This window comes from Achromobacter sp. GQ309, assembly GCF_059759315.1.
The window spans coordinates 20,459-38,360 of record NZ_JCAXDP010000008.1 but is presented as its reverse complement, the minus strand read 5'-3'; the positions used below and the strand labels follow the sequence as shown (position 1 = coordinate 38,360).

The window sequence follows — 17,902 nt, the reverse complement described above, 5'->3', positions numbered from 1 at the left end:
TTGTTTATATTTCAAAGTTCTATGCCGTCCGGCGCCGCCCATTCGGGCGACACGTTTCCCTCTTAATCAGCCCCCACGCCATGTCCAGTGCAGCGCCCGAATACGTCTTTGCCACGCCTTTCCTGAATCCCCCCGCCTCGCCCATCCGATCGCTCATGCCCTACGCCATGCGTCCGGGCACCATTTCGCTGGCCGGCGGCTATCCGGCCCAGGAATTGTTCGACGTCGACGGCTTGTCGATCGCTTCGTCGCAGGTCACGGCCCGGCTGGGCGCCTGCCTGCAGTATTCCAACATCGACGGCCAAGCCAGCCTGCGGCATGAGCTGGCGCGGCTGTCCGCGGCGCGTGGCCTGCACTGCAATGCCGACACCGAACTTGTCGTGACGGGCGGCTCGCAGCAGGCGCTGGCGCTCCTGACCCGCGTGATGCTGCAGCCGGGTGACCACGCCATCATCGAGTCGCCGGCCTTCCCGAATTCCGTGCAGGCCCTGCGCTACACGGGCGCCACGGTGCACACCGTGCCGTCGGGCCCTGATGGCATCGACGTGGACGCGCTGGACGAACTGGCCGCGCGCGTGAAACCCAAGATGGTCTGCGTCGTCGCCTCGTTCTCGAATCCCTGCGGCGCCACCCTGACGCGTGAGCGCCGGCTGCGCTTGCTTGAACTGGCGGTCAAGCACCGTTTCCTGATCGTCGAGGACGATCCCTACAGCGAACTGCGCTTCGCCGGCGAAGCCGTGCCGCCCATCGCGGCATTGGCAGAGGGCGAGGCCCGCCACTGGGCGGTGTACATGGCCAGCATGTCCAAGACGATGGCGCCCGCGCTGCGTATCGGCTGGCTGGTCGCGCCGCCCGAGATCCGCCGCCGCTGCGTCGGCGCCAAGGCGGCCGACGACATGGCGTCCTCGGCCTGGATCCAGGAAATCGTTGCCCAGTACCTGGCCAACGGCCGCTACGACGAACACGTGCCGCGCATCCGCGCTGCCTATGGCCTGCGCTGCGCGGCCATGGCTGACTCGCTGGCGCGGGAACTGGACGGGCGCATCACCTTCAGCAAGCCCGAGGGCGGCATGTTCTTCTGGGCGCGGCTGACGGGCGACGTGGATGCCACGCGCCTGTTGCCCTACGCGATCGAGCACGAGGTGGTCTACGTGCCGGGCAAGGCGTTTTACGCCGACCCGGCGAAGGCGGATCTCTTTGCCATGCGCATGTCGTTTGCGACGATGAACGAAAGCCAGATCGCGCAGGGCATGGTCCGCCTCGGCCGCGCGCTGGACGCGTGCCAGGCCAACGAACCGGTGTCGATCTCGCTGGCGGCTTGACGGCGCGCAGCGCCACGCCCGCCCCGCATTGCTATCCTTTCTGCGCAGGCCGCCGGCATCCGCCGGCGGCATACCTAAATAAGCGCTCGTTATTTGGCGGGGGCGCTTCATGTCTATAAGCTTCTTGCCTTGGCGCGCTTTCGCGCCCGGTAGCAGAAAGGAATCCAGGTCATGAACATTGCAAAAGGGTTGGTGGGCGCGGCGCTCTTGATGGCGGCCGCGCAGGGCGTGCAGGCGGCGACGCTGGACGTCGTGAAACAGCGCGGCGCCGTGGCGTGCGGCACGACCACGGGCTTTGCCGGCTTTTCCGCCCCTGATGCGCAAGGCAAATGGCAGGGCCTGGACGTGGACCTGTGCCGCGCCATCGCTGCTGCGGTGTTCGGCGACGCGAACAAGATCAAGGTGGTGCCGCTCAATTCGCAGCAACGCTTCACCGCGCTGCAATCCGGCGAAGTCGACGTGCTGACGCGCAACACCACCGTGACGCAGCAGCGCGACACGGCGCTGGGCATCATCCACGCCGGCATCAACTTCTACGACGGCCAGGGCTTCCTGGTGCCCAAGTCGCTGGGCGTCAACAGCGCCAAGGAAATCAACGGCGCCACGGTCTGCCTGCAGACCGGCACGTCCAACGAAAACACGCTGGCCGACTGGGCGCGCGCCAATAACGTGTCGTACAAGCCGGTCGTCATCGAGACCTTCAACGAAGTCGTCAACGCGTTCGCGTCCGGCCGTTGCGACGTGTTCTCGACCGACGCGTCGGGCCTGGCCTCGATCCGTATTTCCAAGCTGCAGAATCCCGACGACTACGTCGTGCTGCCCGAGATCATTTCCAAAGAGCCGCTGGGCCCGTTCGTTCGCCAGGGCGACGACGCGTGGCTGAACATCGTGCGCTGGTCGCTGTCGGCCATGATCGAAGCCGAGGAATACGGCGTGACGTCCAGGAACGTGGACGAACAGGCCAAGAGCGCCAACCCCAACATCAAGCGCATCCTCGGGGTGACGCCGGGTGGCGGCGCCAACCTGGGGCTGGACGAGAAGTGGGCGTACAACATCGTCAAGCAGGTGGGCAACTACGGCGAGAGTTTTGAGCGGAATGTGGGCGAGGGCAGCCCGCTGAAGATCAAGCGTGGCCTGAATGCGCAGTGGACGCAGGGCGGGTTGATGTACGCGTTGCCGATTCGATGATTTGGCGGCATCGGCTACACGCCCAGTGCGGCGCGTAGCTGGATCGCCCTGTATGACCAAACGCCCCGGACTCGGGGTGTTTTTTCTGGTTGACCGCGTTGGTTAGCCGCGCCGATACACCTGAGCGATCTTCACGAACGCCACGCGCAGTTCCCGCGTGCCGCCCTGAAAAATCACCGGCTTTCCACGGTGCGTGAACACGACGAGCCGCTTTGAAAACACCATGGGGACAAACCGCGCGAAGCGCACGTCTTCCCAGGCGACTTCGCGCCGGGTGAACCAGGTCTGGCGGATGCCGCGGTCGTCGATCGTGGTGATGGATGTCTGCATGTGCCACGACACGAACAGCAGCGCGACGAAGCACAGCACCACCGCCACCGCCAAGAGCGTGTCAAAAGGCTGCGAGGGCGCGCGGATTGCGGTGGTGACGACCTGCACGCCCAGCACGGCAAGCAACACCCACGTCAGAATGCGCACCCAGTCCGGCCAGGCCTGGCCCGCCAGGGGCAGCGGGCCGATGGCGCGGAGCAGCGCCGCGAGGTCTTCGGGCGCGGAGGGGGCATTCTGCGTGGTCATGCGGTGCGGGTCATGCGGCGCAGATCAAGCCGCGCGCTTGGCGGCGATGGCGTTGCCGGCGCGGCTGGAGCCCTTGCGGTTCAGATGCGCCGACATCCATTGACCGATGTCGACCACGGCGTCGAAGTCCACGCCGGTGTCGATGTCCAGACCCCGCAGCATGTACAGCACGTCTTCTGTCGCGACATTGCCGGTGGCGCCCTTGGCATAAGGGCAGCCCCCCAGGCCGGCCACCGAGGTGTGGAAGATGGAGATGCCGGTTTCCAGCGCCGCCAGGATGTTGGCCAGCGCCTGGCCATAGGTGTCGTGGAAATGGCCGGAGATGCGCGCCGGGTCCACGACGCGCGTGACTGCGGCCATGACGTCGCGCACGCGTTTGGGCGTGCCCACGCCGATGGTGTCGGCCACGTCGATCTCGTCGACCTGCATCGCCAGGTAGCGTTGCGCCACGTCGACCACCGCTTCGACGGGGACTTCGCCCTGGTAGGGACAGCCCAGCGCGCAGCTGATGCTGCCGCGCACGCGAATGCCGGCTTCGCGCGCCGCCTGCACCACGGGTTCGAAGCGCGCGATGGATTCGGCGATCGAGCAATTGATGTTCTTCTGCGAAAAGGCCTCGCTGGCAGCGCCGAAGATCACGATCTCGTCCGCGCGGGCGGACAGCGCCCCTTCAAAGCCCTTCATGTTCGGCGTCAGCACGGAGTAGATGGTGCCGGGCCGGCGCTCGATGCGCGCCATCACGTCGGCGCCGTCGGCCATCTGCGGCACCCATTTGGGCGACACGAACGACGCGGCTTCCACATTGGGGAAGCCTGCGGCAGTCAGGCGGTTGACCAGTTCCACCTTGATGTCGGTGGGGACGAATTCCTTTTCGTTCTGCAGACCATCGCGGGGCGATACCTCGACGATCTTCACGCGGGAGGGCAATGCCATGTCTCTTCCTGTATCGGTATTGGGTGACCGGCGCTACAAGGCTGCGGCGCTGCCGAACATATTAGCGCCATCGCATCCGGCCCCGTTGCGGTGCTAGTGCAAACGCTGGTAGCGGCCGTCATCCAGGCGGGCGATGCGGCCCTGCAATTCCAGTTCAACCAGTTGCGTCTGCAGGGCGGCGGTTTCCAGCCCGCAGCGCGCCTGGATGGCGTCCAGGTGCAGCGGGTCAAAGCCCAATGCGTCCAGCACGGGATGCGCGGGGAGCACGACGGGCGCCTCCTTGCGGGCGGGCTGCGGCGGCGTGGGTCCGCCGCCCAATTCATCCGTGATGTCCATGGCCGTCTCGACCAGCTTGGCGCCCTGGCGGATCAGGGCATGGCAGCCGCGCGACAGCGGCGAATGGATGGAGCCGGGAATGGCGAATACCTCGCGTCCGCATTCACCGGCAAGCCGCGCCGTGATCAGCGATCCGCTCTGCTTGGCCGCCTCTACCACCAGCACGCCGCGCGCCAGGCCCGCCACGATGCGATTGCGCTTGGGAAAGTGTTGCGGCCGCGCGCCCGTGCCCAGCGGCAGCTCGGACACCAGCGCGCCGTGCGCCGCAATGCGATGCGCCAGATCGCGGTGGCTGGCCGGATAGATACGGTCGATACCCGTTCCCATGACCGCCACGGTGCCTGCACCCTTGGGACCCGCGTCCAGCGCGCCCTCATGCGCCGCGGCATCGATGCCCAGCGCCAGGCCGCTGACGACCCGCCAGCCCGCGCCGGCAAGGTGCCGCGCAAAGGCACGCGCGTTTTCCTGCCCGCCGGGCGTGGCGTTGCGCGCGCCAACGACCGCCAGCGATGGTCCCTGCAGATAGGCCGGGTCGCCTGCGACGTAGAGCAGGATCGGCGGATCGGCGATGGTCAGCAGGCTTTGCGGATAGGTGGGATCGGCCAGCGTGAGGATGTGGCGGCCGGGCGCCTGCACCCATTCCAGCGCGCGCGCCACCTGTTCCGCCATGTCGGCCGGCATGGGCGCGGCCAGCTGGCGCGCCAGCGCTTCGGGCACGTGCCGCGACAGCGCAGTGGCGCGTTGCGCGTAGATCTGGTCGGGCAGACCCAGCGCGCTAAGTAGCATGCAGGCGGTGGCCGAACCGATGTTGGGTTCGAGGGACAACCGCAGCCAGGCGGCGAGTTCGTCGGAGGATTGCGTCAGCGGCATGAAACGGGCGGAAAAGGACGCGGAAAACGCGTCGGGGGTCCGAGAGTGTCGCATGCGTCGTGTGCGGCAGCGGGCGACGGGTGGATCGATACGCGCGCAGCGAGCCGTCGCCGGAATGCTCGAAAAAAGGGTGCCGTAGCAATGTCCGCAATGCCGGAATTAGCCGAAAACTATTAGAAATCAAGACTCTAATGAATTAAACTCTCGGACAAGCATTCCTACTGGCATCCCCATTCAATGGCTTTACTTCCCATCCTTCGCTACCCGGATCCGCGCTTGCACAAAAAGGCCAAGCCGGTTGCCGAGGTCGACGACCGCATCCGCCAACTCGTGCGCGACATGGCCGAAACCATGTACGACGCGCCGGGTGTGGGTCTGGCCGCGACCCAGGTCGACGTGCATGAGCGCGTGGTCGTGATCGACGTGTCCGAAGACAGCAATCAGTTGCTGACGCTGATCAATCCCGAGATCACCTGGCGCAGCGACGACTACAAGATCTACGAAGAAGGCTGTCTGTCCGTCCCCGGCGTCTACGACGAGGTGGAACGCGCGTCGCGCATCCGCTGCAAGGCGCTGGACATCGACGGCAAGCCGTTCGAGTTCGAAGCCGACGGCCTCCTGGCCGTGTGCGTGCAGCACGAGCTGGATCATCTTGAAGGCAAGGTGTTCGTGGAATACCTGTCGAACCTCAAGCAGAATCGCATCAAAACGAGGCTCAAGAAGGCGGAGCGGGAAGCGCTGCGCGCCTGATCCCGGGGCCTGACTTCGGCCCATTCCCGCCCTCGCGCCTTCGTTCACCTCTTCAGCAGTCCACCTCATGCGCATCGTTTTTGCCGGCACCCCGGAATTCGCCCGTATCGCGTTCGACGCCCTGCGGGCCGCCGGCCACGACATCCCCTTGGTCATGACGCAGCCGGACCGGCCGGCGGGGCGGGGCCTGAAGCTCACGCCCAGCCCCGTCAAGCAGGCCGCGCTGGACGCCGGCATCGCCGTCGCCCAGCCGCGCAGCCTGCGCCTGGATGGCCGCTATCCCGACGAGGCCGCCGAAGCGCGCGCCCTGCTGGAAAGCGTGGCGCCCGATGTCATGGTGGTGGCGGCGTATGGATTGATCCTGCCGCAATGGGTGCTGGAGTTGCCGCGTCTGGGCTGCCTGAACATCCACGCCAGCCTCTTGCCGCGCTGGCGCGGCGCGGCGCCGATCCAGCGCGCGATCGAAGCGGGCGATGCGTGCACCGGCGTCACCATCATGCAGATGGACGAGGGCCTGGATACGGGCGACATGCTGCTCGAACGCATCGTGCCGATTTCGGACGATACCAATGCGGCGCAGTTGCACGACGCGCTGGCCGAGGCCGGCGGCGAAGCCATCGTCGAGGCGCTGGACGCGCTGGCCAAGGGCGGTCTGACCGCGCGCAAGCAGCCGGAAGACGGCGTGACTTACGCGGCCAAGCTGGACAAGGCCGAAGCCGCGCTCGATTGCACCCAGCCCGCCCAATTGCTGGCGCGCCGCGTGCGTGCGTTCAATCCGGTGCCCGGCGCCAGCATCCGCCTGCCGGGACTGCCCGATGCGGTGAAGGTCTGGCGGGCGCAGGCGCTGGACGAGGCCACCACGGCCGCGCCGGGCAGCGTATTGCGCGCCGGCGCGTCGGGCATCGACATTGCCACCGGTCAGGGCGTGCTGCGTTTGCTTGAACTGCAAAAGGCGGGCGGCAAGCGCCAACCCGTGGATGTGTTCGTGCGCGGCTGGCAACCGGCCTGAACCCGCCCCAAGACGGATCACGCCCGGCGGCACGCGAGGCATCAGCCCTTGTGGCGCGCCGCCAGCAGATCCAGGTAGGCGCCCGACAGCAACTGCTCGGGCGCGACGCCCAGCCCGGCCATCAGCGTGCGGGCTTCTTCCATTCCCGCCTCGACGGTCTCGCCCTCGCGCAGCACCACTTCCAGTTCCAGGAATTCGCCCAGGCCTTCCACCCGGTCCAGATGGATGCGGGTGCGCCCGGCCATGAAGACCGTACGGTGCTTTTTCACGCGGCCGATCACGCCGTAGGCGTGCGATAACGCCTCGCGCAGGGTGTCGGGTTCGTCCGTGGGCGAAATGACGTAGAAGCTTTCCTTGGGACCGCTGTCGTCGGCGCGCTGATAGAAGATCAGCTCGCCCGAGCCATCTGCGAAGGCGCGCAGTTTCAAGCGGCCATTGGCGCACGTGAAGAAGGTGTCGTCCTGGTCGATGAACGCCGGTTCCTGGCCGGACAGCGCCGCGGCCAGGTGTTCGATGGCGTCCAGGCTGTCGACCCGCGCCTTGATTTCGACGTTGCGTGCCATGGGCGCCTCGGAGTTCAGTAAAGCGAGCTGGCCACGCGCGCGGGCAGGTCGCGGTCGTAGGCCACGCCGTCGAAGGTGCCGGACGTCAGGTCGGAAAGCATCCGGCCGACGCTGGGCAGCGCGGTGCGGGGAATCTGCGTGTCCGGATCCCACAGGCGCGAGCGCAGCAGCGCGCGCGAGCACTGGAAGTAGACCTTGTGCACGTCGACGATCAGCACGGAGCGCGGCAGCTTGCCGTCCATCTCGAAGCGCGCCAGCAGGGCCGGGTCGACGCTGATGCGCGCCGTGCCGTTCACGCGCAGCGTCTCGCCCACGCCCGGCACCAGGAACAGCAGGGCCACCCTCGGATCGGCGATGACGTTGAGCAGGCTGTCCACGCGGTTGTTGCCCCGGCGGTCGGGCAACAAGAGCGTCTTTTCGTCTTCCACCACGACGAACCCGGCGGGGTCGCCGCGTGGCGAGGCGTCCAGCCCGTCCGGTCCCGCGGTCGCCAGCAGCGCAAAGGGCGCGGCTTCGATGAACGCGCGGTAGTGCGGATGCACGTGGTCGACCTCCTTTTTCAGGGAGGCTTCGCCGGGCGAACCGTAAAGCGCTTGCAGGGCGTCGGCGTCGGTAATCAGGTGGGCGGGATCGGTGTGCATGGGATCTGGGCGTTACGCCAGTGCGTTGGGAAGGTCTTCGACCGTCAGGAAGAGTTCATCAGGGCCGCGGCCGCGCAGGGCGTCCGGGTGGTTGTAGCCCCAGGCGACCGATCCGACGCGCACGCCCGCCTTGCGGGCTGCATCGATGTCGCGCATTTCGTCGCCCACCAGCAGAAAGCGCTCCGGCGCGGTGCCGTGCTGCTTGAGCAGGCGGTCGATCTTGGCGGCCTTGCCGAACAGGTCGGTGCCGCATTCGTAGTCGTCAAAGAGCGCGGCGGTTTCTTCGCCCAGCACGCGCTGCACGTTCTCGACGGAGTTGGAGCTGACCACCGCCAGTCGCAGGCCGCTCGCCTTCAGGCGGGCCAGCGCGTCGGGGATGCCGTCGAACAACTGGACGCTGGGGTCGATGTCCTGCATCAGCGTGCGCACGTGCGTCATGATCGCGGGCAGCTTCCACAGCGGGATGTTCAGGTACTTCAGGATCTCCATCGCGTCGCGGCTGCGCAGTTGCTCGCGCTCGGCCGCATCGATCTGGCGGAAGTTGTACTTGTCCGCGACGGTGTTGAGGATGGAGTTGAACCACGGCATGGTGTCTGCCAGGGTTCCGTCAAAGTCGAAGGCTGCGATGTCGTATTTCAATTCTTGAATCCAGTGCCGGCAGGCCGGTCAAGAACGCCCGTTTCACAGGCGCCTTGCGCGAGCCCTACACGCCGTGCGGGTGAAGAAGATAGTGCACGACCGGCGCCAGGTCTTCAAGCGGCGGGGCGCCGGCGACCACGCGCGCCGCGCTGGTCCAGGGATAGTCCAGGGCCAGCAGCCAGCCGAACACCGCGGCCGAATTGGCGGGCGGCAGGCTGACCATGGTTTCGATCGTGATGGTCAGGCGTTTGGCGCGATACGGGTCGGGCTGAAACGCCCAGTCGTAGCGGCCACAGCCCACGCGGACGTTGCCGGTGGCTTTTTCCGTCATGCCGACCAGCCAGTCGCAGTGGTACTCGGACAGGCGCGCATCGGCGTCCGGGCGCGACAGGTAAAAGGTGTAGACGTTGTCGTAGGTCTGGCCGAACTTGCGCACCAGCGTGTCGGTGATGGCGGCCAGGCCATGTGATTCGGGCGGAAAGGCGATGGCCTGCGTGCGCAGGGCCATCTTCAGCACAGCGTCGGGCGCAAAGGCACGGGCCATGTAGTGCGGGCGGTTCTCGTCCTTCGCGTGAAAATAGTCGCGCAATACGGACTCGGTGCAGGCGGGGAACAACGAATCGGTGGGCATTGCGGGGGGCTTCCGTTCAGGTCTCAAGCGTCGGTGTCAGGGCTTTCTGACCGGATCGAACCATTTCGAGACGTTGGGCGGCTCGTAGATGGCGTAGCGATCCAGCAGCAAGGCGGGGTCTTCTTCCACCACCAGCATGTCGCGATGCTGGGGACGGATGAATGCTTCTTCCACGGTGTGGTCGATGAATTGCATCAGGGCATCGTAGTACCCGGCGACGTTCAGCAGTCCGCAGGGCTTCTGGTGCATGCCCAACTGCGCCCAGGTCCATACCTCGAAGAACTCTTCCAGCGTGCCGGCGCCGCCGGGCAAGGCGATGAAGCCATCTGACTTCTCCATCATCATGGCCTTGCGCTCGTGCATGTTCTGCACCATGTGCAGCTCCGTTAGCCCCAGATGCGCCTGTTCCTTCTTCAGGAGCAGTTCGGGAATCACGCCGATCACGCGGCCGCCGCCGGCCAGCACTTCATTGGCCACCACACCCATGATGCCGACGATCGATCCGCCGTACACCAGGCCCAGGTCGCGCTTGACGAGTTCGCGCGCCAGCACGCGGGCCTGCTCGATGTAGTCCGGGCGCGTGCCCGGGTTGGAGCCGCAATACACGCAGATATTCTTCAGGGTCATAAAAACGGTGGGAAATTGCCGGCCGCGTTACAGATTGCGTCACGATGCCTTTCGCGAAGCCGATAGTTTACGCAAGGTTGCGCAGGAGCCTTTTTGCGGCCGGCGCGGTCCGGCCGCGCGGCGCGGGCAATGTTTGGACACAGCATGTTCCGGCATGGCCGGTAGACTGAATATTGCGAAAACGACTGGAAGTCCAGCGTCGTGCTGCTTTCACTGACTAGAGGAGCTAACGATATGGAACAAGCAACCCGCACCCCGCAGCAAACCAAACGTCCCTTCGACATGGACGTGCAGGCGATTCGCGCCAAGGCGCGCAAGGACATCGAATCCGGCGCCATCACGGACACCTACCGCGCAGACCGCGAAACCGTGCTGAAGCTCCTGAATGAAGCGCTGGCGACCGAAGTGGTCTGTGTGCTGCGCTATAAGCGCCACTACTTCATGGCCCGCGGCCTGAACGCCGAACCTGTCGCCGCCGAGTTCGCCGAGCATGCGACGCAGGAACAGGAACACGCCGACAAGCTGGCCGAGCGTATCGTGCAGTTGGGCGGCGAGCCGGATCTGTCGCCCAAGGGGCTGCTGGAGCGCAGCCACTCGGAATACGTCGAAGGCAACACGCTGGAAGAGATGATCAAGGAAAACCTGATCGCCGAGCGGATCGCCATCGACAGCTATCGCCAGATGATCGAGTACATCGGCGAACAGGACACGACCACGCGCCGTCTGCTGGAAGAAATCCTGGCCGTTGAAGAGGAACACGCCGACGATCTGTCGGACTTCCTGGAAAAGTGACGCGGCGCTGATCCGCCAAAGCAAAATGCCGTCCGGCGCGCGATGCGCCGGACGGCGTTTGTTCTGAAGACGCCCTGGATCAGACCACGTCGGCCCAGAGATCGTATTCGTCGGAGTCGGTGACGCGCACGCGCACCATGTCGCCCGGCTGCAGGGGCTTGTCCGAACTGACGTAGACGCAGCCGTCGATTTCAGGCGCGTCGGCGGCGCTGCGGCCCACGGCGCCGTCTTCGTCGACCTCGTCAATCAGCACGTCGATCTCGCGGCCCACCTTGAGCGCCAGGCGCTCAGCTGAAATGGTTTGCTGCAGCGCCATGAAACGTTCCCAGCGGTCCTGCTTGACGTCGTCCGGCACCGGATCGTCCAGCAGGTTGGCGGGCGCGCCTTCGACAGGCGAATACTGGAAACAACCCACGCGGTCGAGCTGCGCTTCCTGCATCCAGTCCAGCAGGTACTGGAAGTCTTCCTCGGTTTCGCCGGGAAAGCCCACGATGAAGGTCGAGCGGATCGTCAGGTCCGGACAGATCTCGCGCCAGCGCTTGATGCGCGCCAGCGTCTTGTCCTCGAAGGCCGGGCGCTTCATCAGCTTCAGGATGCGCGGGCTGGCGTGCTGGAACGGGATGTCCAGGTACGGCAGGATCTTGCCCTCGGCCATCAGCGGAATCACTTCGTCCACGTGCGGGTACGGATACACGTAGTGCAGGCGCGTCCAGACGCCCATCTCGGACAAGGCCATACAGAGCTCGGTCATGCGCGTCCTGACCGGGCGGCCGTTCCAGAAGCCGCTGCGGTACTTCATGTCCACGCCGTACGCGCTGGTGTCCTGCGAGATCACCAGCAGCTCTTTGACGCCCGCCTTCACCAGACGCTCGGCTTCGTTCAGCACGTCGCCCACGGGACGGCTGACCAGGTCGCCGCGCATCGAGGGGATGATGCAGAAGCTGCAGCGATGATTGCAGCCTTCGGAGATCTTCAGGTAGGCGTAGTGGCGCGGCGTGAGCTTGACGCCCTGCGGCGGCACCAGGTCCACGTAGGGGTTGTGGTCCGTGCGCGGGGGCGCCGCGCTGTGCACGGCGCGTACGACCTCTTCATATTGCTGAGGGCCGGTCACCGACAGCACGCTGGGGTGCACGTCGCGGATCACCGATTCTTCGACGCCCATGCAGCCGGTCACGATGACCTTGCCGTTTTCAGCAAGGGCCTCGCCGATGGCTTCCAGCGACTCGGCCTTGGCGCTGTCGATGAAGCCACAGGTGTTGACGACGACCACGTCCGCATCGTTGTACTCGGGCGTGACTTCGTAGCCTTCGGTGCGCAACTGGGTCAGGATGCGTTCGGAGTCGACCAGTGCCTTCGGACAGCCCAGCGATACGAAGCCCACGCGCGGCGCGCGGCCGGGGTTGGCCTCTTGCGCGGCGGCCGTGATGGCATCGAGCGTGGCGTTGTTGCCGTTGCTGGGGGCAGCGCCGGCGCCTTTGCCGGGGCGGGAATGTTCAATAACTTCCAATCTAATTCACCGTAGGTTCGCGCACGGGCATTCGGCGTGCGGCGGGGTCATCGTCAAAGATTCAGGGCCAGGCCGGAGCGTCCTGGGAGGACAGGTGGCGCAGCGTTTCCGGATGAAGCATGGCGACGCGCAGCAGGGTCTGCGCGGCGCCGGAGGGGTTGCGCCGGCCTTGCTCCCAATCCTGCAAGGTGCGCACGCTTACGCCCAACAACTCCGCGAAATCCGCCTGCGGCAGGCCCACGCGATTGCGCGCTTCGCTGATATGCGACGCCTGCCACCGGACGGACCGGGCAGGCGGTACAGCCTTCTTCATAACTCAATCACTGGGAGGGGGCGGTGCGGCATTCATTCGCGCCGGCGGGCATTCGGCCGGCGGCCGCACCGATGGGGATAGCGGGGCAGCGCAGGATTATACGGCATTGCCGTAGGCGGGGATAGCGCGAGATGACGGCGCCGGTCTGGCAACGGGGGACGGAAAGCCGCGTGGAACCGGGGCCCGCGATTCAGGCCGCAGTGCGGCGATACAGCGCCAGTGTGCCCGCCAGTCCGATCAGCATGCCGCCGCAGATCCGGTTCAGCCAGCGCAGGCCGCCTGCCCGGAAGGCGCGCACCATCTGCGCGCCCAGCGCCGCATAGGCCAGCATCGTCGCCACGTTCAGCAGCGCCAGCACGCCGGCCAGGATGGCGTACTGGGCGGGCAGGGGAGCCGTGGGGTTGATGAATTGGGGAAGGAAGGCCGACATGAACAGCAGGGCCTTGGGATTGGTCAGGGCCACGACGAAGCTGCGCAGGCCCAGCGACAGACCGGCGGGGCGGCTATCGCGGGCGTGTTCGGACGGCAGCGTCAGCGCCGCGTCCGAACGCAGGAGTTTCCAGCCCAGCCAGGCCAGGTACGCCGCGCCCACCCATTTGACGATCTGGAAGGCGACCTCGGAGGCGGCCAGCAGCACACCCAGGCCGCAGGCCACTGCGCCGATCAGGACCAGATCCGCCAGCACCGCGCCGCCCATGCCCCAGCAGGCGGCGCGCACGCCGTGGCGCGAGCCGTTGCTCATGGCGAGCAGCGTGGTGGGGCCGGGCGTGACGATGGCGACGGCAGAGGCCAGGACAAACAGCAGCAGCGTGGCGAGGGTCATGACGGGGCTCCAGGGCAGGGAGCCAGTGTGCCGCGCGGGCCGCCGTCCGTCCAGGTCCGGGCTACCATAGCGGTCTTACTCTTTGATTTCGCACCATGTCCACCCGTTCTGACTCCCCCAATCTGGCCCCCCCGCTTTCTTCCGTACTTCTTGCCAGCGCGGGGGTGGTGGAGGACGTGCTCGACGGGCGCTCGCTCACGGAGGCGCTGGCCGAGGTCGATGGCGCGCTGCGTCCGGCCACGCAGGCCGTGTCGTTCCACGCGATGCGCTACCTGGGCTGGGCAGACGCCGTCGGCCGCGAGATGGTGCAGCGTTACCCCAGCGTGCTGTTCGAATCCCTGCTGCTGGTGTCGCTGACGCTGCTCAAGGAAGAGGGCGATGCGGCCGTCGCCCTGCCCGGCATGCCGGTCTACGCCCCGCACACGGTCGTCGACCAGGCGGTGACCGCGGCCGCCGGGTCGCGCGCCCTGGCGTCCTACAAGGGGATGCTCAATGCCTGCCTGCGCCGTTTCCTGCGTGAACGCGCCGCGCTGGCGGCCGCGGTGGCCGACAGCCCCGAGGCGCAATTCAATCATCCCGGCTGGTGGGTCAAACAACTTACCGTGGCCTATCCGAAGCAATGGCGCGAGATCCTGGCGGCATCCAATCTGCCCGCCCCGCTGACCTTGCGGGTCAACCGCCGCCGCGCCACCCGCGAGCAGGTGCTGGCCGCCTTTGAAGAGGCGGGCCTGGCGGCAGAAGCCGTGGGCCAGTCGGGTGTGGTGCTGGCCACGCCCAAACCGGTGACGCAGTTGCCGGGGTTTGCCGAGGGCTGGTGGTCGGTGCAGGATGCGGGCGCCCAGCTCGCGGCCGAACTGCTGGCCCCTGCCGACGGCATGCGCGTGCTGGACGCCTGCGCGGCGCCCGGGGGCAAGACGGCGCACCTGCTTGAACTTGCCGACATCGACCTGCTCGCCCTGGATGCCGACGCCGACCGTCTTGGCCGCGTAGAACAGAACCTGGAACGGCTGGGCCTGGGCGGCGGCCATGTCCGTCTGAAGGCGGCCGACGCCGCCGACCTGGACGCCTGGTGGGACGGCAAGCCCTTTGACGCCGTGCTGGCGGACGTGCCGTGCACGGCATCGGGCATTGTCCGGCGCCACCCCGACATCCGCTGGCTGCGCCGCGAAAACGACTTGCGCCGCACCGCCAGCCTGCAGACCCGGATCCTGGACGCGCTGTGGTCCACCGTGGCCCCCGGCGGCCGGCTGCTCTATGTGACGTGCTCGGTGTTCCCGATCGAAGGCACGCGCCAGGCCCTGGAATTCCTGCAGCGCCATTCCGACGCGACCCGCCTGGACGCGCCCGGCCAATTGCTGCCAGTTGCGGTCGATGCAACACCCGCGGCGCAACACGACGGGTTTTTCTACGCCTTGTTTGCCAAGCAGTCCTGAATCCCGAAGAATAGGGGCATGACGTAGTTCCGGTGCCGTATGTCCATTATTTCGCGCGTATTTCTTGGGTTGTTGCTGGTATCTGCCGTGCTTTTGACTGCGCCGGGTGGTGTGGCTCACGCGTCCGAGCCGCGCGTGACGCGCGTGGAGCCGGTGGTGCGCGACGGCAACCTGGAAATCGACGCGGACATCGAATTCGAGCTGAACCAGCAGTTGCGCGACGCCGCCCAGCGCGGCGTCGCGCTGTATTTCACGGCTGACCTGACCATCACCCGAGAGCGCTGGTACTGGTTCGACGAGTCGTTGGTGGACACATCGCGCACCTGGCGTGTGGTCTATAACGCGTTGACCCGCCAGTGGCGGGCGGGCGTGGGCGAGCTGTCCTTTCCGGTGGCCTCGCTGGACGACGCCATGAGCGCCATCCGGCATATCCGCAATTGGCGGGTTGCGAAGGCCGGCGAGTTTGATGCGGGGTCGCAATACAACGGGCAGTTGCGCCTCCGGCTGGATACGTCGCTGTTGCCCAGGCCGTTTCAGGTCAACGCCCTGAACAGCAGCTCGTGGGCGCAGGCGACGCCGTGGATGGACTTCTCGTTCATGTTGGGCGACAAGGAGAAAGATCCCTCATGAGGCTTTTGCTTCGGCTGGCGCTGATGGTCGGCGCCGTGAGCGGCCTGGCGCTGCTGGGCCTCTTGGCCTGGTCCACCGGAAACGCCTCGCGTTTTGCGCGCTACTACGACACGCTGCTGGTCCTGAACGGCATCTTTGCGCTGGCGCTCTTTGTCTGGGTTGTCGCGCTGACGGTGCGGCTGGCCCGGCAGATCCGGCGCCGGCAGTTCGGCGCGCGGCTCACCGCGCGCTTTTCACTGGCTTTCGCCCTGATCGGCGTGGTGCCCGGCGCGCTCATCTACACCGTGTCGGTGCAGTTCATGTCGCGCTCGATCGAATCCTGGTTCAACGTGCGCGTGGACACGGCGCTGGAAGCCGGCCTGAACCTGGGTCGCGCGGCGCTGGATTCGCTGCTGGCCGACCTGGACGCCCGCGCCCGCTCGATGGCCGTGGAACTGAACCGCAGCACCGACAGCGGCGTGACGCTGGCGCTGACCCGGCTGCGCGAGGCCAACGGCGTGCAGGAAGCCATGGTGTTCACGGGCAGCGGCCGGATGGTGGCGTTTTCGACCAGCCAGTACGGCCAGTTGCTGCCGGCCATGCCGCCTTCCACGGTGATGAATCAGCTGCGGTTGGCGCGCGGTTATTCCGCGGCCGAAGCCGACGATCCGGTTACCGCGGGCGCCGAAGGCGGCCTGCATCTGCGCGTGGTGATTCCGCTGAACGGTCCGGACCGCTACGACAACCTGCTGGGTCCGGCCTCCGAGCCGCGCTGGCTGCAACTGCTGCAGCCGGTGCCCGAGCAGATCGCGCACAACGCCAACCTGGTGCAGCAGGGCTTCCGGGATTACCAGGAACTGGCGCTGTCGCGGCTGGGCCTGCGCAAGCTCTATGGCATCACGCTGACGCTGGCCCTGCTGCTGGCCGCGTTTGGCGCCATCGCGGTGGCGCTGTCCCTGTCCAAGCGGCTGGTGCGCCCGCTGCTCAGCCTGGCGGGCGGCACGCAGGCGGTGGGCGTGGGCGACTACCGGCCCCTGCCCGAGCCGCCGGAACGCGACGAAGTCGGCCAGCTCACGCGGTCGTTCAACGCCATGACCCGCCAGCTCGACGAAGCGCGCCGCATGGTCGAAAGCAACCGCCAGCAGCTCGAACGCTCCAACGTCTATCTGGAAAGCGTGCTGTCCAACCTGTCTTCCGGCGTGCTGGTGTTCGACGAAGCGTTCCGCGTCACCACCGTGAACCAGGGCGCCCAGACCATCCTGGGCGCGGACCTGCGCTCGGTCATCGGCCGCCCGCTCGAAACGGCGGACGGCATGCTGGAATTTGCGAATATCGTGCGCCAGGCGTTTTCCACGCACGCGGCGGTCGGCTCCGAGCGCCAGCACTGGCAACAGCAATTTGAAATTGCGCCCGCCCAGACCGAAGGCGAGACCGCATCCCAGCCGCTGACCTTGCTGGCGCGGGGCACGCACCTGCGCGTCGATGGGCGCGGCAACGGTTATCTGGTGGTGTTCGACGACATCACCGAAGTGATTTCCGCCAACCGGACCGTGGCGTGGGGCGAGGTGGCGCGCCGCCTGGCCCACGAAATCAAGAATCCGCTGACGCCGATCCAGCTCTCGGCCGAGCGCCTGGCCATGAAGCTGGAAGGCAAGCTGCCGCCCGCCGAGGCGCAGATCGTGGCGCGCTCCACCAACACGATCGTGAACCAGGTGGCGTCGCTCAAGCAGATGGTGGACGACTTCCGCGAGTATGCGCGTACGCCGCCGGCCGTCATGCAGCGCATCAATTTCAACGCGCTGGTGGCGGACGTGCTGTCGCTCTATGGCTGGGAACCCGAGGGCGCCCCGTCGCGCCTGACGGAAAAGGCCTTGAATCTGGACGTCAACCTGGGCGCCGACCTGCCCGATATCGAAGGCGATCCGACCCAGCTCCGGCAGGTGATCCACAACCTGCTTTCCAATGCGCGCGATGCGATCGCGGAACTGGGCGGGCAGGGCCGCGTCAGCGTGACGACCCAGCTCATGCGCAGCGAACAGCCTGATCGTGTGGCGCATCAGGCGCTGCGTTTCACGGTGGCGGACACGGGTCCCGGCTTCCCGCCGCAGGTCATGCAACGCGCATTTGAGCCCTACGTAACCACAAAGTCCCACGGGACTGGGTTAGGATTGGCAATCGTCCGCAAGATCGTGGAAGAGCATGGCGGACGTATCGACCTTGCCAACCGCAAGGAAGGAGGGGCGCGGATTTCCATCCTGTTGACCCGGCTCGCGCCCGGGTCCGACACTATGGACGCCACCGCGCAAGAAAAGGATAATGCGGCTACGCAATAGGTGGATG

General features: G+C 66.5%; 19 protein-coding genes. 8 read left to right on the top strand and 11 right to left on the bottom strand.

Annotated features, from left to right (window positions below; genetic code table 11):
* The first annotated feature begins 80 nt into the window (after positions 1 to 80).
* Both AC6CIE_RS23205 and AC6CIE_RS23200 read left to right on the top strand, forming a co-directional pair.
* On the top strand, positions 81 to 1,322 hold the full coding sequence (locus AC6CIE_RS23205; protein WP_175122055.1) for an aminotransferase-like domain-containing protein: 1,242 nt from the start codon (positions 81 to 83) through the stop codon (positions 1,320 to 1,322).
* Between the two features lie 171 nt (positions 1,323 to 1,493).
* The gene (locus AC6CIE_RS23200; RefSeq protein WP_498094208.1) at positions 1,494 to 2,510 is read left to right on the top strand and encodes an amino acid ABC transporter substrate-binding protein; all 1,017 of its coding nucleotides are present in this window, start codon (positions 1,494 to 1,496) and stop codon (positions 2,508 to 2,510) included.
* Between the two features lie 102 nt (positions 2,511 to 2,612).
* Here AC6CIE_RS23200 and AC6CIE_RS23195 read toward each other — a convergent pair whose 3' ends face one another.
* The 3 genes from AC6CIE_RS23195 to dprA form a co-directional block, all read right to left on the bottom strand.
* Positions 2,613 to 3,086, bottom strand: coding sequence for a hypothetical protein (locus AC6CIE_RS23195; RefSeq protein ID WP_175122057.1), 474 nt, complete (start codon positions 3,084 to 3,086; stop codon positions 2,613 to 2,615).
* A 24-nt stretch (positions 3,087 to 3,110) separates the two neighbouring features.
* A complete protein-coding gene (locus AC6CIE_RS23190) occupies positions 3,111 to 4,019 on the bottom strand; it encodes a hydroxymethylglutaryl-CoA lyase (RefSeq protein ID WP_498094206.1) in 909 nt (302 codons plus the stop codon).
* 93 nt (positions 4,020 to 4,112) lie between these two features.
* Complete coding sequence (gene dprA / locus AC6CIE_RS23185; RefSeq protein WP_498094377.1) at positions 4,113 to 5,225, bottom strand: DNA-processing protein DprA; 1,113 nt, start codon at positions 5,223 to 5,225, stop codon at positions 4,113 to 4,115.
* 237 nt (positions 5,226 to 5,462) lie between these two features.
* Between dprA and def the strand changes: the two genes are divergently transcribed.
* Entirely contained in the window at positions 5,463 to 5,975 is a 513-nt protein-coding gene (def, locus tag AC6CIE_RS23180) for a peptide deformylase (RefSeq protein ID WP_175122059.1), read from the top strand.
* Between the two features lie 67 nt (positions 5,976 to 6,042).
* Positions 6,043 to 6,984, top strand: a complete 942-nt coding sequence (gene fmt, locus AC6CIE_RS23175) for a methionyl-tRNA formyltransferase (RefSeq protein WP_498094204.1) — start codon at positions 6,043 to 6,045, stop codon at positions 6,982 to 6,984.
* 41 nt (positions 6,985 to 7,025) lie between these two features.
* Here the strand turns inward: fmt and AC6CIE_RS23170 are convergent, their stop codons facing one another.
* From AC6CIE_RS23170 to AC6CIE_RS23150, 5 genes are all read right to left on the bottom strand, one after another.
* Positions 7,026 to 7,547: a class IV adenylate cyclase gene (locus tag AC6CIE_RS23170; protein ID WP_175139007.1), complete on the bottom strand. Its 522-nt coding sequence runs from the start codon at positions 7,545 to 7,547 to the stop codon at positions 7,026 to 7,028.
* 14 nt (positions 7,548 to 7,561) lie between these two features.
* Positions 7,562 to 8,188 carry a pyridoxamine 5'-phosphate oxidase family protein gene (locus AC6CIE_RS23165; RefSeq protein WP_175122062.1) on the bottom strand — a complete coding sequence of 209 codons (627 nt, stop codon included), beginning with the start codon at positions 8,186 to 8,188 and terminating at the stop codon, positions 7,562 to 7,564.
* A gap of 12 nt (positions 8,189 to 8,200) precedes the next feature.
* The gene (locus AC6CIE_RS23160) at positions 8,201 to 8,827 is read right to left on the bottom strand and encodes an HAD hydrolase-like protein (RefSeq protein ID WP_175122063.1); all 627 of its coding nucleotides are present in this window, start codon (positions 8,825 to 8,827) and stop codon (positions 8,201 to 8,203) included.
* 64 nt (positions 8,828 to 8,891) lie between these two features.
* Positions 8,892 to 9,458, bottom strand: coding sequence for a hypothetical protein (locus AC6CIE_RS23155; RefSeq protein WP_175122064.1), 567 nt, complete (start codon positions 9,456 to 9,458; stop codon positions 8,892 to 8,894).
* Positions 9,459 to 9,494: 36 nt separating this feature from the next.
* Complete coding sequence (locus AC6CIE_RS23150; RefSeq protein ID WP_175122065.1) at positions 9,495 to 10,085, bottom strand: LOG family protein; 591 nt, start codon at positions 10,083 to 10,085, stop codon at positions 9,495 to 9,497.
* 234 nt (positions 10,086 to 10,319) lie between these two features.
* On the opposite strand from AC6CIE_RS23150, the gene AC6CIE_RS23145 reads away from it, so the two are divergent.
* A complete protein-coding gene (locus AC6CIE_RS23145; protein ID WP_175139008.1) occupies positions 10,320 to 10,877 on the top strand; it encodes a ferritin-like domain-containing protein in 558 nt (185 codons plus the stop codon).
* Positions 10,878 to 10,956: 79 nt separating this feature from the next.
* On the opposite strand, the gene rimO is transcribed toward AC6CIE_RS23145, so the two are convergent.
* From rimO to AC6CIE_RS23130, 3 genes are all read right to left on the bottom strand, one after another.
* Entirely contained in the window at positions 10,957 to 12,303 is a 1,347-nt protein-coding gene (gene rimO, locus AC6CIE_RS23140; protein WP_175122773.1) for a 30S ribosomal protein S12 methylthiotransferase RimO, read from the bottom strand.
* Positions 12,304 to 12,445: 142 nt separating this feature from the next.
* Positions 12,446 to 12,697 carry a helix-turn-helix domain-containing protein gene (locus AC6CIE_RS23135; RefSeq protein ID WP_175122067.1) on the bottom strand — a complete coding sequence of 84 codons (252 nt, stop codon included), beginning with the start codon at positions 12,695 to 12,697 and terminating at the stop codon, positions 12,446 to 12,448.
* Positions 12,698 to 12,887: 190 nt separating this feature from the next.
* Positions 12,888 to 13,520, bottom strand: coding sequence for a LysE family translocator (locus tag AC6CIE_RS23130; protein WP_175139009.1), 633 nt, complete (start codon positions 13,518 to 13,520; stop codon positions 12,888 to 12,890).
* Positions 13,521 to 13,615: 95 nt separating this feature from the next.
* On the opposite strand from AC6CIE_RS23130, the gene rsmB reads away from it, so the two are divergent.
* From rsmB to AC6CIE_RS23115, 3 genes are read left to right on the top strand one after another with little or no spacing between them, the layout of a single operon-like run.
* Complete coding sequence (rsmB, locus tag AC6CIE_RS23125) at positions 13,616 to 14,953, top strand: 16S rRNA (cytosine(967)-C(5))-methyltransferase RsmB (RefSeq protein WP_498094198.1); 1,338 nt, start codon at positions 13,616 to 13,618, stop codon at positions 14,951 to 14,953.
* A gap of 39 nt (positions 14,954 to 14,992) precedes the next feature.
* Positions 14,993 to 15,583, top strand: coding sequence for a DUF4390 domain-containing protein (locus tag AC6CIE_RS23120; protein ID WP_175122070.1), 591 nt, complete (start codon positions 14,993 to 14,995; stop codon positions 15,581 to 15,583).
* Complete coding sequence (locus AC6CIE_RS23115; protein WP_175122071.1) at positions 15,580 to 17,895, top strand: sensor histidine kinase; 2,316 nt, start codon at positions 15,580 to 15,582, stop codon at positions 17,893 to 17,895. The genes AC6CIE_RS23120 and AC6CIE_RS23115 overlap by 4 nt, the downstream gene beginning before the upstream one ends.
* Positions 17,896 to 17,902: the final 7 nt, after the last annotated feature.